The sequence below is a fragment of the Cryobacterium sp. 10I1 genome, assembly GCF_035019805.1.
Taxonomy (GTDB): domain Bacteria; phylum Actinomycetota; class Actinomycetes; order Actinomycetales; family Microbacteriaceae; genus Cryobacterium; species Cryobacterium glucosi.
Genome location: NZ_JASJVF010000068.1, coordinates 1 through 14,241 on the forward strand (window position 1 = coordinate 1; position 14,241 = coordinate 14,241).

General features: G+C 63.6%; 13 protein-coding genes and 1 pseudogene. 5 read left to right on the plus strand and 9 right to left on the minus strand.

Translation table 11 applies throughout. From position 1 onward, the window contains the following. Positions 1–117 precede the first annotated feature (117 nt). Entirely contained in the window at positions 118–585 is a 468-nt protein-coding gene (locus QN345_RS08325) for a CoA transferase (RefSeq protein WP_322187950.1), read from the minus strand. A 53-nt stretch (positions 586–638) separates the two neighbouring features. Between QN345_RS08325 and QN345_RS08330 the strand changes: the two genes are divergently transcribed. Beyond that, positions 639–947, plus strand: coding sequence for a thioredoxin family protein (locus QN345_RS08330; RefSeq protein WP_322187952.1), 309 nt, complete (start codon positions 639–641; stop codon positions 945–947). A gap of 34 nt (positions 948–981) precedes the next feature. On the opposite strand, the gene istB is transcribed toward QN345_RS08330, so the two are convergent. From istB to QN345_RS08350, 4 genes are all read right to left on the minus strand, one after another. Then, positions 982–1,797 (minus strand): IS21-like element helper ATPase IstB, encoded by an 816-nt coding sequence (gene istB, locus QN345_RS08335; RefSeq protein ID WP_198413606.1) that lies wholly within the window; start codon positions 1,795–1,797, stop codon positions 982–984. A gap of 5 nt (positions 1,798–1,802) precedes the next feature. Then, positions 1,803–3,479, minus strand: coding sequence for an IS21 family transposase (gene istA, locus QN345_RS08340; protein ID WP_323508564.1), 1,677 nt, complete (start codon positions 3,477–3,479; stop codon positions 1,803–1,805). A gap of 104 nt (positions 3,480–3,583) precedes the next feature. Continuing rightward, positions 3,584–4,600, minus strand: coding sequence for a CoA transferase (locus QN345_RS08345; RefSeq protein WP_322187956.1), 1,017 nt, complete (start codon positions 4,598–4,600; stop codon positions 3,584–3,586). Positions 4,601–4,853: 253 nt separating this feature from the next. Further along, positions 4,854–5,351 (minus strand): GNAT family protein, encoded by a 498-nt coding sequence (locus QN345_RS08350; protein ID WP_322135551.1) that lies wholly within the window; start codon positions 5,349–5,351, stop codon positions 4,854–4,856. Between the two features lie 170 nt (positions 5,352–5,521). Here QN345_RS08350 and QN345_RS08355 point away from each other — a divergent pair, with 170 nt between their 5' ends. Next, a complete protein-coding gene (locus tag QN345_RS08355; protein WP_322135550.1) occupies positions 5,522–5,812 on the plus strand; it encodes an antibiotic biosynthesis monooxygenase in 291 nt (96 codons plus the stop codon). A gap of 435 nt (positions 5,813–6,247) precedes the next feature. Continuing rightward, the gene (locus QN345_RS08360; protein WP_322187959.1) at positions 6,248–6,703 is read left to right on the plus strand and encodes a toll/interleukin-1 receptor domain-containing protein; all 456 of its coding nucleotides are present in this window, start codon (positions 6,248–6,250) and stop codon (positions 6,701–6,703) included. A 562-nt stretch (positions 6,704–7,265) separates the two neighbouring features. On the opposite strand, the gene katG is transcribed toward QN345_RS08360, so the two are convergent. Beyond that, entirely contained in the window at positions 7,266–9,578 is a 2,313-nt protein-coding gene (katG, locus tag QN345_RS08365; RefSeq protein ID WP_322187961.1) for a catalase/peroxidase HPI, read from the minus strand. A gap of 560 nt (positions 9,579–10,138) precedes the next feature. Here katG and QN345_RS08370 point away from each other — a divergent pair. Then, a pseudogene (locus QN345_RS08370) lies at positions 10,139–10,717 on the plus strand (ABC transporter ATP-binding protein); the annotation flags it as partial. Continuing rightward, complete coding sequence (locus QN345_RS08375; RefSeq protein WP_323508565.1) at positions 10,714–12,255, plus strand: hypothetical protein; 1,542 nt, start codon at positions 10,714–10,716, stop codon at positions 12,253–12,255. The pseudogene QN345_RS08370 and the gene QN345_RS08375, both read left to right, overlap by 4 nt. 157 nt (positions 12,256–12,412) lie before the next feature. Here the strand turns inward: QN345_RS08375 and QN345_RS08380 are convergent, their stop codons facing one another. From QN345_RS08380 to QN345_RS08390, 3 genes are all read right to left on the minus strand, one after another. Beyond that, a complete protein-coding gene (locus QN345_RS08380) occupies positions 12,413–12,745 on the minus strand; it encodes an SdpI family protein (RefSeq protein WP_322135544.1) in 333 nt (110 codons plus the stop codon). Positions 12,746–13,310: 565 nt separating this feature from the next. After that, positions 13,311–13,559: a hypothetical protein gene (locus QN345_RS08385; protein WP_322135543.1), complete on the minus strand. Its 249-nt coding sequence runs from the start codon at positions 13,557–13,559 to the stop codon at positions 13,311–13,313. Positions 13,560–13,798: 239 nt separating this feature from the next. Further along, positions 13,799–14,241 (minus strand): hypothetical protein (locus QN345_RS08390; RefSeq protein ID WP_323508566.1); only part of this gene is annotated, 443 nt, incomplete at its 5' end.

Here is a 14,241-nt window from a genome sequence, read left to right on the forward strand (position 1 = left end):
CCCCCCCCCCGCTAGAACCTCTTCATCCATCTTTCCAACCTAAAGGCTGTAAGCGGAACCCGCAGCGGGCGGCTTCGCCATGTTGCACCTGCCGATGGCGCACCTTCCTGGTGGGCCTTATCGCTGGACGTCGGCGGATCGTGGCTCGGACCATTCTGGCTGGTCCGCTCCCCACGGGCGACCGATCCACCTGTAGCGTTTCGAGCCACCGCTGATGCTGATCGCGGGTGCGGCACAGGTGACGGTTCCTTCCGGCGTTTCCGCGTTCACGGTTCTGATCACGTTTGGGCCGGCTTCGGTTGGCGGGGAATGAGGCTGGGCGAGTAGCTCTTGTGCGACACGGGCCAGTGAAATGTCGACAGTCCACCCGTGCCCGTCGAGGTGGCGCCGTCGAAGTGATGACATGATCCCGGCGGCAAGTAGGTACCCGGCGGAATGATCCAGAGCTTGGGCTGGCAAAGCACCTGGCCTGCCCGTGCCGTCTGCGTGGATCTGGGCAATGCCGCTGGCTGCTTGGACGATACTGTCGAATCCTCGACGCTCGGCCCAGGGTCCGCTGGCTATGTCAACCCAACTGGGACCCACCTGGGCAATCTAAGCGGGACCCGGAGTCTGATCACCACGAGTGATACTGGTGTATGCGCGTAGAGATTCTTCATATTGATGAGTGCCCGAATTGGGTCGAGGCGGGGACGCGGGTTGAGTCGGCGCTGACCGAGTTGGGTCGAGTCGATGTCGAGGTGACGTATCGTCTGCTGACAGATAGCGTCCAGGCCGCGGCGGTCCCGTTTGCAGGCTCGCCGACGATCCTTCTCGATGGTGTGGATGCGTTCCCGTCGGATGGACGAACCTCCGATCTGGCGTGCCGGGTCTATCGCATTGACACCGGTTTCGCTGGCGTTCCCTCTGTCGCGCAGCTCGTCGAGGCGATCCAGAACCACGCCTGACCCTGGGCTCGTTCCCGCGCCAGGGATGCCACTATCAGCCGCTGATCGTTGCTGTCGCGGCTCGTTGTTTCTGCGTGTGGGCGAGCCGGTAGGAGTCGGTGCCGGTTTCGATGATGGTGCCGTTGAACGTCAGTCGGTCGACGATCGCCGCGCAGAGCCGCGGATCCGTGAAGGTCTTCGTCCAACCGGAGAACGACTCGTTTGATGCGATCGCGATTGAATTGTTCTCCTCCCTCTCGGTCAGGACTTGAAAGAGGAGTTCCGCGCCTCTTCGGTCGAGTTCCATGTAGCCCAGTTCGTCGATCATGAGCAGGTCGACCCTTCCGTAACGGGCGATGGTCCGGGCGAGGTTCTTCTCGTCGGCGGCTTCGACGAGTTCGTTCACGAGCCGGGTTGCGAGCGTGTATTTGACCCGGAACCCTTTCTCTGCCGCCGCGGTGCCGAGGGCGATGAGTAGGTGCGACTTGCCGGTGCCCGAGTCACCGATGAGACAGAGCGGCTGGCCTCGTCGAACCCAGTCGCCGGTAGCAAGGGTGTTGATCGTGGCCGGATTGATGTTCGAGTTGGCGTCAAAGTCGAAGTCCCCAAGCCACTTATCCCGAGGGAACCCCGCCGCCTTGACGCGGCGAACGGAGGAGCGCCGGTCGCGGTCGTCGCACTCCGCCAACAGCAGCTCCGCCAGGAACCCTTGATAGGAGAGCTGCTCTTTCTGCGCAGTGGTCGTGGCTTCCTCGACGACCGCACGAATTGTCGGAAGGCGAAGCCGCCGACAGGCCTGATCGATGGCTGCATTCGCGGCTTCCTCGGTGAGGCCTCGCCTTCTCCGCAGGGTGGTGGTGATGGTTGTCATAGTGGTCATGAACCTGTTCCCTTCTTGACGCTGGGCTCTGTGTCGGGTGTCGTTCGATCGGGCATGCGGAGCAGCTGGTCGTAAGCGGCAACGGATGGCAAGGGCCTGGTGTCGGCCGGAAGGCCGGCAATAACGGCGGCCGGGTCCGCGAGACGGCGCTGAGTAAGACTGACCACTCGCCGCTCCGGACCACGAGCTTGATCGGCGAGGTGACGGTCCAACCCGGACCCACCCAAGGCTTCGTGGCGTCGGGCCTCGACCGCGACGACATCGGCGGTGACGGCGCCGACCGTCAGTGCGGCGGTCATGCCGGCGACAACGTCCTGAGCAGCCATCGAACGGTGCAGCAGCAAAACGTCGATCAGGGCTCGGGTGCCACCGGCATCACCATCGGTCTTCCGTGCCGCGGCCCAGAACGCTTCATGAGCTGAGGTGAAGTGACCGGTCGCCCTGGCGTGAGCGAGAGCGGTCGAACCGGGGAAAGCGCCGGGCTTGCGCTGGAGGACCTCGAGGTAATGGTCGAGATTCACGCTCTGCCCGTGCAGTGCGACCACCCGAGGATGCCTGGCAATCACGGTTCGGCCATCAAAGATGACTACTTCCGATGCGCGGAGCGACACCCTCACAGTGCGGCCGATGAACCGGGCCGGGACAGAATACGACGCCATTCGCACCCGGACCAGACTCGACCGGCTCACCCGAGGCGTCAACGACAGGCCCGGCTCGAACCGCTCCGCCGTGATCGGTGCCAGCAGCTCCCGCTCAAGAGCGAAGTCCTGAGCCACTGTGCGGATGCGGTCGCCGATCCTGCGGTTCTCGTCGTCGAGATCCCACTGACGGACCTTCTGATTCAGTTCGGCGAGGGTGTCCACAACGGGCATGGGTGAGAGGTGGGTGCGGCGGAACCGGCCGACGTCACCCTCGATGCCGCCCTTCTCATGAGCGCCCTCGATCCCGGGGTGGCAGTAAAACGCATCGAATCCATAGTGTGAGCGGAACAGGACCCACCGTTGGTTCTCGGTGCGCTGCCGGCCGGTGCCGTAGATGACCTTCACGACGGCGTCGGTGAGATTGTCGTAGCGGATGTGCCGGGTCGGGATCCCGCCGATGTCCTCGAACGCGTCGATGTGGCCCTCGAGGAACGCTTCCTGCGCTTGCGTCGGATAGATCCGGTGGATCGCCTTCCCCGAGTGCGAGAGGCGGAAGGCGAACATGTGGCATTTCGTTTTCACCCCAGCGAGCACCACCCAGACCTCGCCGAAATCGACCTCTGCTTCCGCGCCAGGCGCGTGCTCCTGCGGGACGAACACCTCGGGCAACCGGCCCGCCTCGACATCTATTTCCGGCCGACGACGGCGAACATAGTCACGGACCGTCGAATACGACAGCTCGGTCGCGTCGTGCTCTTCCGCAAGGCGGGCGAAGATCCGTCTCGCCGTGTGCCGCTGCTTCTTGGGTCCGTCGAGGTCCTGGCGGAGCATCTCGTCGATCGCCGGTTTGAATACGTCCAACCGAGGTGCGGTTCGCACCCTCGGTTTCCGGGCCGGCGGTTCCGCCTGCGCCAGGGCCTGCCGCACCGTCGGCCGCCCGACTCCGTGTCTTCGGGCCAGCTCCCTGATCGAGAGGCCCTCCACGCGCGCATCACGTCTGATCCGCGCGAACAACTCCACCCGAAACTCCATCCGAAACCTCCACCTTGAGCAACGAAAACACGTTGCAACAACGGTGGAGGTGGGTCCGGCTTAGATTGCCCCAGACACCCCGAAACAGCCGAAGTGGGTCCCGCTTAGATTGCCCTGGTGGGTCCGAATAACACTGCCATAGTCAGTCCGCTTTGCCCCCACGCGCTCACCCGGTCGATAACGAGCCCTGGATGGCGGTTGTGGAGTTCGGCTGGGGACAGGCCGAACAGGTCGAGGCTGTTCGGCCTGTATCCCATGACAATAACGTCGGCGTCCGTTAGTAGCTGTTCGAGGCGGTCTCGATCTGGTTTGTAGCCGAGGTCAAGAAGCGCGGAACGCTTCCCTTGCCCAGTATCGAGATATTGCCAGGAGAGCTCCGGCATGCCAGGGCTATCGATGCGAAGGACGTCTGCGCCGAAGAACGCGAGGCTGCGAGTGGCCACCGGACCGGCTATCACCCGGGTCAAGTCGAGCACCCGGACGCCCTGCAGTGGCGCGTAGCTGTCGGCCAACCCCAGGCTATGGCGGCCCGAGCCTCCTGCCTGCTGCACCAGGCTGATGAAGGGATCCGCTTCCAGGGTTTGGGCTTGAGGATGTCCTCTCCAACTGCTCGGGCTGCGAACCGCGCTTATGACCGCACCAGAGTCTGCGGCTTCATCCTCCAAATCGAGGGCGCGACGGCGCGAAATCGCATGAGCGACAGTCTCGGCTGTGACGGAATCGTCCAATCTCAGAAGTGTGCGCAAAGCCGCTTCGTGGTGGGGGTAGTTGGCGTGAGTGCGAACCCAGCCATCGCTCGAGGCGAAGAATCCGGACAGGGGCGCCCACGCTGGCGCGGGGCTCCCGTTCCACCGGAAGAGTTGGTCGCTCCGGTAGGTGCCGGCGACGAGTTGCGGCGCAATGCTCACCTGCGGAACTTCGCTCGCCCTCGGGTCGCGCACTCCCGTGCGGACAAGGTGCAGCAACGAGGCCATGAGCATGGTCGCCGCGATGCTGTCTGCGGCAAGATCCGCGACAGGCAGCGGCGACGATAGCGGCACCGGCCCAGCTGAATGAACGCGATTGGTGAGTTCCGGAAGTTCCGCGGAATCGGAGAGAAACGTGCTGAGGAAGGTGCCCATCAGGTGCCTCCCACGCCCTCGACCGTTCACACATGGGCGTGAAGTCAGGCGATCATCGGTGGCCCCCACTTTATCCCCACGGTGAGGTCATGAGGCCGAGCAATCATGGGACGGAATCAAAACGGGGGGAAAGGCGGCGATAGGCAAGTCGAGGAACCCTCGACGAAACGGGCTGCGAGACGTGAAAGCTGCAATCGCCCCGGTCCGCGACTGGTTGCGGATGAGGTGGGATCACGTTGGTGAAGTTGACCGCCTATTGGGAATCGGCAAGCAGCTGATACATGAGATGGTCTTGCCACCGGCCCGCTATTTTCAGGTATTGAGGAGCCGATCCGTAGCGCGCGAAACCGGCACGTTCAAGCACCCGTTGTGAGCGCACGTTGGGGATCAGCGTCTCAGCCTGAACCCTGTGCAGCCCCAACTCTTCGAATGCAAGCGCAGTCATTGCTCGAACTGCGTCGGTGGCATAGCCATGTCCGTTGCTCTCTTGGGCGACCCAGTAACCCATGTTGCACGATTGGAAGGCCCCGTAGGTGATCCCACTAAACGTGATCCGACCAACAACCTGCGAATCCTCGTCGAGAATCACGTGCGGTAAGGCCTCGCCACGGCTGTGCCAAGCGAGCGCTTTTTCGACCTCCGCCTGTTGGCCTGCGACGGTAAAGAAGGGGTCCGCGCGGACTGGGTCCCACGGAGCGAAGAAGAGCCGGCCGGTGAGCTGAAGGCCGGCAAGGCGCTCCACATCCGTCACGGAAATGAGTCGAGTAGTAGCAGGCATAAGGAAAGGGTCCCATATACGCCGCGGATGGATCCGAGCCCGTATGCCGGACCCCTATCGAGACAAATTCCTGCCCCAGCAATGCGGTCGCCTGGTCGGGCGCACTTGTGTCACATGGGAACGCTGAATGGGACACTGCTTAGGTGATAACAGAACATGCCCTCTTACCCGTGATTCCCGGTCGTGAAATTGAATTCGAGCTCGCCTTTGCCGATGCGCGGTCCATCATCTCGTCAATGCCCGGGTGCCGTAGCCTGACGCTGTCGCGTTCGATCGAGTCTCCGAGCACATACCTATTGCTCGTTGAGTGGGAGCGACTCGACGACCACACGATCGGCTTCAGGCAATCCGCGCAGTACCAAGAATGGCGCGCCCTACTGCACCATTTCTACGAACCGTTCCCCTTGGTCGAGCATTTCCAGACCGTCCCGTAGATCGAACCCTATCTGGGATCCTTTTTGACTGAATCCCGTGACTGGCAATGTGGTTCGAGGTGCGTATGCCGATCGGCTTACGGGCACCGACGGGCCATTGCTCCACTCGGTGTCTTAGGTCTTCCGTATCATCAGCACATGGCTCAATGCACAGCTCCAAGAGAAGGCCACCGCACAGCAAGCGGTCGCGCGAATTGCCCTGCATGCTCGTCCGGCTATGGGCGTTCTTCATACTCGCCGCCTCGGTCGCACTCGTCCGACGCCACACCGGCCGCGCCTGTGCGTAGGAGTGGGAGCTTGTCGGGCAGTAGCGGGGGCGGGGGACGTGGTGTCGCCCGTCCGGCTTGGCAGCCCAGCGGGTCGACTGCCTCGTACACGCAACAGCAGGTGCGCGACCTGGAGTCTGTCCGCGCGGCGACTGTCATACGGACTCAGGTGAATGACGTGTTCCTCTGTCACGCCTGGCCCGACCGTCAGGCGGCCGCGAATGACGTCTACGAGTTGCTCCTCGGAAAAGACGTGTCGGTGTGGTTCAGTGAGGTAAGCCTGCGACCTGGCACGGACATGCGAGTAGCCATCGACCGTGGACTGGTCAGTTCGCGCATGGGGATTGTGCTGGTGACGCCCGCAATGCTCGACAAGCTGCGTACCGACCGCAGCATTGCGAGCGACGAGCTCAGCGCTCTGCTGCGCCGGAGCCTCTTAGTGCCGGTCATGCACGGGGTGACGTTCGAGGAGCTCGACCAGGTCACCCCGACACTCGCGTCGCGTGGTGGATTCAGTACGGCCGAAGAGCCCATGGAAGACATCGTCGTCAAGATTGCCGAGCTCGTCGGAATCGTTACGGAGGAAGAGGCCGACGAACTCAGCATAAAGTCGGCCGCCAAATAGCGCTGAGTGGCAAGCCTCTACGACGCCTCGATGGCCCAACCAGCAACAACCCGATGAACCAGCGCCAATGCTTCCCGGCCGGTTAACGACATCAGCGTCGTGCCCGTAAGCGGGACCCCTATCGAGACAAATACTTGCCCCAGCAATGCGGTCGCCTGGTCGGGCACACTTGTGTCACAGGGGAACCTCTACCGGTCACGCGCATTCCTCAGCGGGACATGACCCCGGAAGGCTCAGGCCTTACGAGCCGCCACAGAGAACATCAGCGGCACCCTCTCGCGACCCGAGGCCAAAGCAAATCCGGCCGGCGTCTCTACGAGTGGGGGCAACGGCTTCCAGGGCATAGCGGCCCGTCCACCCTCGCAGGCCGTCCAGGTGCGAGTGTGGTCGACCACGTGGTGCCCGCGGAGGTTCCTTGGCCGTCCCCAGCCTGATCAATCCGTGCGACGTTCGGCTCGCGGCCTCAAGCGTCGTTCGGTCAAGGCATTGACGGCTGGGAGGCTCAGCGCGTGACCGCGCCGTGCCTCCACGCCGTCAGGTCGCCGGGACGCGACCTCCGGGGTCAGGCGGCCATTGCCCCGTAACGCTTGTGGCCCTTGACGTCGTAGCGGTCGAGCATCATGACCTTCGACCAGACGCGGATGAATTCGCGGACGAACCGCTCTTGCCCGTCGCTGCCCGCGTAGGCGTCGGCGATCGACCGCAGTTGCGCGTTCGAGCCGAATACCAGGTCATTCCGGGAGGCCCTCCAGCGAGCCTCGCCGGTCACCTGAACCCGACCAGTGAAGGTCATCGCGGTCTCGTCGTCCTTCGTCCAGATGAGGTCGGTGTCGGTCAGATTCACGAGGAAGTCGGTCGTCAGGGCTCCGACGTGATCCGTGAGCACACCCACGTCGGACCCGTCCCAGTTGCTGCCGAGCACGCGGAGCCCGGCGTGCAGGACGGTCCACTCCGGTGCGGTGAGAGTGAACAGGTTAGCCTTGTCGAGGAATACCGCCTCGGGCGCGACGCCCGGAGCAAACTCTTCGAAGCGCTCGGACACGAAGTTGCGGAACCCGTCCGCAATGGGTCGCAGCCACTCGAACATCTCGATGTCGGTCAACTCCTGCGTCGTGTCGACACGGCCTGGCGTAAACGGCACGCTGGCGTCAGATCCTGCCGCCCGTGCCGCCTGCTCCACGGCGGCGCTGCCGGCGAGGACGATGAGGTCGGCGAGAGACACCTTCCGTCCGCCCGACGTCGCCGTGAAAGCCGCCTGCACGTTCCGCAGCGCGTCGATGACTGGGACGGTGCGTCGGTTGACCGCCCAGTCTTTCTGCGGCGACAATGCCAGGCGGGCACCGTTCGCCCCTCCGCGCTTGTCGCTGTCGCGGTAGGTCGAGGCGGCGGAGAACGCCGTGTAGACGAGGTCGGACACGGACAGCCCGGTCGCGAGGACGGCTTCCTTGAGCGCTGCCACGTCGGCCTCGTCGAGTGAGGATCCTGCTGCGTCCGGGAGCGGGTCCTGCCAGAGCAGGTCGTCGGCGATGGTGACCTCCGGGCCGAGGTACCGGTGCTTCGGCCCCATGTCGCGGTGCGTGAGCTTGTACCAGGCCTTCGAGAACGCGAGGGTGAACAGATCGAAGTCGGCCAGGAAACGCTCGCATATGGCCCGATACTCCGGGTCGACCTTGAGTGCGATGTCCGAGGTCATCATCATGAGCGGGTTCATCTGACCGGGTACGTGGGCGTCCGGAGTCTTCGGCGCCTCCGGGTCAGTCGGTGTCCACTGCAGCGCGCCGGCCGGGCTTTTCGTCTGCTCGTAGTCGTACGCGAATAGGTTCTCGAGGTAGGTGTTGTCCCACTGTGTCGGGTTCGGAGTCCAGCTGCCCTCGATGCCGTTGGTCGAAGTGTGCTCGGCACTGCCGGTACCCACCGGGTTGTGCCAACCGAGCCCCATCGACTCGATCGGGGCTTTCTCGGGTGACGGTCCAATGTCGGATGCGGGTACCTGGCCGTGGCTCTTACCGAACGCGTGGCCACCGGCGATCAATGCCACCGTTTCCTCGTCGTTCATCGCCATCCGCGTGAACGTGATGCGAATGTCGCGTGCTGAGCCCAGCGGGTCGCCGTTCGAATAGGGCCCCTCAGGGTTGACGTAAATGAGCGCCTGGTGCGACGCGGCCAGGGGGCTCTGCAGGTCGTAGTCCGCGTCGCCGTTCTGACCATGCCAGCGTTCGTCGCGGCTCACCATCTCGTCAGGGCTCGCGACCGCGTGCGGGTTCCAGACCTCCGGGCCCCACCAGGTGCCGTCGTCCGGTTCCCACGCATCGAGTCGTCCACCGCCGAAGCCGTACGTCGGCAGGCCCATCAACTCGAGGGAGCAGTTGCCGGTCAAGACCATCAGGTCGGCCCACGACAGAGCGTTGCCATACTGGTGCTTGATCGGCTGTAGGAGTCGTCGTGATTTGTCGGTGTTGCCGTTGTCCCACCAGCTTCCGATTGGTGCGAACCGCTGCATCGCGGTGCCCGCTCCGCCACGGCCGTCGGCAATTCGGTACGTGCCGGCGGCATGCCACGCCATTCGGATCATCTGTGGACCGTAGTTGCCGTAGTCCGCCGGCCACCAGTCGACCGATGTGGTGAGCAGTCGCTTGATGTCCGACTTGAGCGTCGTGAGGTCGATCGTGGCGAAAGCCGCCGCGTAGTCGAAGTCCGCGCCGAGCGGGTCGGCGTCTACGCCATTCCGGTGGAGAAGCTCAACCCGGAGACGCTGCGGGTACCAACTGTCCAGGGTCGGCGACTGACCGAAGGTGCCACCGAGGTGGTCGCCACCTGCTGGCAGCGCACCGCTCATGTGGAAACTGCATGTGTTGGTCTGGTCGTCAGTGCCCATTGATGCTCCCTGTGTGCTTTAGCTGGATGAGAAACGGTGTCGTCGGGGTCACAATTTAACGATCAGCCGCCGCATCGCCGCAGCGTCGATCTGTGGTGCAGCGATGCTTCGACGCTGCTGTGAGGCGGTGCGTCGCGGGCTGCCGACGTGACGGGAAGCCCGATAGAGAGATCGTATTCCCGCAAGGTGTGCGTGGCATGCCAAGAAAGTGACTGACTTCTAGACGGCGGTGGTGCGGTGGCCGAGCGCACGACGGCCAAACCAAATAAAGCCCTGCGCCGATTGCTGCGGTGCGGGCGGTGCGAAGCCCGGTGAAACCGACGCCGGAGGATGGGGGCTGTCGAGAGCTTGATTTCCGCGAATCGTGTTCCGCTCGCGGTGACCTGGGAGCACCCCCGCCAGAGGCTCCTAGTGGGGAACCCCTTACGAGACAGAATGACGATTCTTGCCCGCCCAGCCTGAGGCGGGTCGGTCATCGAGATTGGAAGTGCGAGAGGATGGGGCTTGTGTCCTCTCTCGAAGCCCGCGATGTCTCCGCTTCGATCGATTCAGAGGTGCTGTTGGCGCCCGTATCCCTCATTGTGAGTAGCGGTGAAGCCTTGGCTGTGCAGGGGCGGAACGGTTCCGGCAAGACGACCCTTCTTCGAATCCTCAGTGGCCAGCTTCGTCCGACTGGAGGTCAGGCCTTCATTGACGGTGAGCCGGTCGATGAACGCCATCGCACTATGCGGCGAACCATCTCTGCCCGTATCGGCCTGCCGGCCTTTGCCCGGGAGCTGACCGCTCACGAGCATTTGCGTTTCATCGCGACAACGTGGGGACGACTCGGATCCGCTGCCACTGATGCGGCTGACACCACCATGGCGGCTCTCGGGATCAGTGACCTCCAGAACCGGTTTGTGAACGAGCTCTCGTCGGGACAGACGCAGTTGTTGTCCTTGGCCACGGCTCTCGTGCGTCCTTTCGACGTGTTGATCCTCGACGAACCGGAGCAGCGCCTGGATGCCACACGACGAGCATTGGTGGCATCGGTTGTTCGCACCGAGATCGATCGTGGGGCCACGGTCGTGATCGCGAGCCACAGCACAGACATGATCGAGGCCATCGCGGACCGGTCCGTGTCACTCGCAGAGTCGTGAGCACCTCCACTGACCGTCAGATCCTGGCGCAGTCTCGATCCGTAACCGCATCAAGAGCCGGCCCGCCAACGGCGAGCGACGCCGTCTACACGGTCTACGTCGCGGCACTCATCGTCGCAATCGTCGCGGTGCCAGTCGTGCGATCACTAGTCCTCGGCTTGGCGAGTCCGGAAATCCTTGCCACGATCGTCGCCCCGGATAGCTCCCGGGGTGTGGGCGCAATCGCTGCAATACTGGCAGCCTGCGCGGTCCTGATCGGGCGAACGCGCGGTCCGGTCGTACCGAGTCCGTTCCTCACTGAATTCCTCGAGGGTAGTTACCTCGCCCGCAGCGATACCCTGCGCCGGCCGTTCTTGATCAGCGTCACCGTGCTGGCCTTGGCTGCGGTCACGGTATCTGGAATTGTTATCGGGGCGCGGCTCCTTGGCGGGCCGACAGCGGCCATTCCGGCCGCGCTCATGGTGCTGGGCTCGATCGCGTACTCGGGCGTGCTGGCCGTGCTGTGGCTTGTCGGGCAGAGCTGTCCCCGCCGCATTACGATCCCATTGGCCATTGTCATCCTGGGCAGTGCGGTTGCAGTGGAAACCGGCGTCGACATCGTCCTGCTCGCGACCCCCTGGGGATGGCTTGCCCTGTTGTGGGAATCCCTCGGTCCGGCCGCGCCAGTCCCGTGGTGGCCAGTCATCGCCCTCGCCCTGTCACCATTGGTCTTTCTGGCCGCTCCTGCACTGCTGAATAACCTCCGCAGCCCTGAAATCATGGCGCAAGCCCGCCGCTGGCAGTCAATCGGCACTCTGGTGCAGACCGGCGATATTGCCGGAGCGTCAGGCGCCCTCCGCACCCCACCGACACGAGGGAGGTACTGCCGGATCTCCTTCACCGGGCCACTGCCGGTCGCGATTCTGCAGCGCGACATCGGATCCGCACGGCGGTTCCCCGTGCGGACTACACTCGCTTCTCTGGCTCTCGTCGGAGCAGGGTGGTTGAACGCCCAAACTGCTTCAGCCACTGACGGAATCGACTGGGTCATGGCCCTGGCCGGGGTACTCCTCGCCTACCTCGCCGCCGGCGTGTGGTGCGACGGGCTGCGAAACGCTAACGAGAACGTCGGCCCGTCGTCGCTGTATGGACGGAGCGCCCTGACCATGATCGGCTCCCATGCGCTGCTCCCCGGTCTCGCCTGCCTCCTTCTCGGATCCATAGGTGCCATTGCTGCCGTGCCGGGCGGGGCACCAATCGGTGTCCTGCCGTGGTGGATGCTGGTGTCGGTCTTCATCGCTCTGGTGCGGATTCTGGACTGTGCCAAAGGACCGATGCCCATCGGTCTGCTCCTTCCCGTCGTCACGCCAGCTGGCGACGTGTCCATTCTGAACGTGATCGCGTGGCAAGCCGACGCCCTCATCATCGTGCTCACCACGGCGGGAGGACTGAGCGTGCTTGCCTCAACCGCCGGACCAGAAGCGGCCATATGGCTCACCGCAGGCATCGGAATCGTGGCCGCCCTCGCCGGACGACGCATTCGAGCCCTCGGCAATTGACCAGCTGTCGAGGACCAGCCGCCGACCCACGATTCTCCCGGATGCACAGAAGCCAAACGACTGGGCCCGAGCGCCATCCGTGCCCGTAGCCGGAACCCCTTGCGCACGGGCGAACCCCGCCCGGTAGCTTGATCTGGCAGGCTGCCCAAAGCTAGATTCAGCTCGTTGCGGCTCCCGCCCCTCGCCAGGCGGCCACGACGGACCACCCGAGGAATAGAAACAAGAACACGATGGGAGCAGTCGTGGCCTCCGGTATGAACTGGGCTGTCCCTGCAGCGATCGCGACCAGAACGAAGCCAATCCATGACGGCACCCGAGCGGCCCTATGGCCTGCTACCCACGCAGCATCACTGACCATCGTGGGCGGAATCCTGAGCCCAACGAAACCATTGCGGCGAATCTTTCCCGACGCGGCAAGCTGCGTCACAATGACGACGAGGAACATTGCGGCAGCAATGATGTAGGCGGCGAAATTCGTTTCGTAAGTCATGCTTCAGGGTATCGACACCGCTCAACATCAGCCGGTGTCGCGTAGCTGGGAATCGACTTCGCACGCAAATACCGGCTGCTTGACGGCGATGAGTCCCAGTCCGTTTTCGACAGGCCCGCGAAAGGACCGCTTAAGTCGGCCCAGCAAGTCTCGCCTCACGATGCCGCTCGAGCGCGACACTGGCGTCCGGGCCCCGGCCCGGGCCTCCGAGAGGTCGCGCCGTCAGAGGTGCACATGGCCGCAAGCCGAACCTCCTACGGGACGGGATTTTGAGTGCTTGCCAGCGGGGTCAGGGCCACTTTGGCTAGAATGTGGTGGACGCATACGTGTTCCGGGGGATGCGCCTATCGGGGTGCCTCGTCAGGTTCGATTTCCTGAATCCTCCACCAAGAGCCACTCTTCGCTGCGAAACAGAACGGCTGTATCACCGCCCTGGCAGCGGAACCCCTTGCGGACGCTTCCGCGGTGGTGTGATTCGAATCTCGTCCTTCCCACCGCGGCGGTGCTTCTTCTCTACCCCGACGCGGGATCTCAACTTGCTTTTTCAGACCGCGAATCGAACGGACTACCGCAACGATTGCAGTTGAGTTTCGTACTTCGTTGTTTCGCCCTCAGTCCATACGACGACGACATAGGTGAGGTAGGGCTTCGTCTTGTCCCATTGCATAAAGTAAGAGGGCAGTCCCGAAGCGGTCTCGGAGCGATGATCGTCCCTGGGCTGTGTCCAGCCATTCGCTGCCAGTGCCTGCGAGTAGAAGGCGATGACCTCGCGTTGCTGGTGCGTTGTTGTCCCGGATATGCCGGTGATGGCCACGTCGCCGCCATCGAGGCCGAATTGAACCCGTCCTGGGACATTGTTGATCCGGACATCGGTGCTGCCGGGCTAGGTCAATGCGGCTTCGGGTTGTTTGGCCAGGCTGTCGATGGATTGTCCGGGCACGCAGCCCATCAGCAAGAGCACACACATGCTGGCTGCGGTCACCACGCTCAGAAACCGAGTCGTTCTTCGCATCGTTCTCCCTGCCTGCGGCGTCGCGTTGGTCAATTGGGATACTAGGGCACGGTCGGGTCAGGAGTGTTGCTGTCAGAGTTCGAGGGCGCGTTGTCTGGTTGCATGGTCATGTAGCGCCACTGGCCTCCGGTGTAGATGAGGCGGAGGTGGGCTGTGACTTCACCGGGAACACCGTTCTTGACGTAGTCGAAGGTGATCGGGGTGAGCGTGAAGTCCGCCCCGGCACTAGTTGTGACGTAAGTCGTGGCGCCTGTGGGAGTCAAACCTGTGACGCTGCCGCCGCCGGTAGCGCCGATGGTGGCGACGAACTGTTCCCGGGTGAGCCCGTTTCGCAGGCTCGGGTCTCCCAGGTCGTAGAGCGCACCCAGGTCTGTTGCCTTGATCGCTGTGATGACCGCGGTCAGGGTGGGGCCGGCGTTGTGCGGGGCGGGCGCAGCTTTCAGGGTGAAGTGCTTGCCGTTGATCCACACTTCCACGTTCGCGG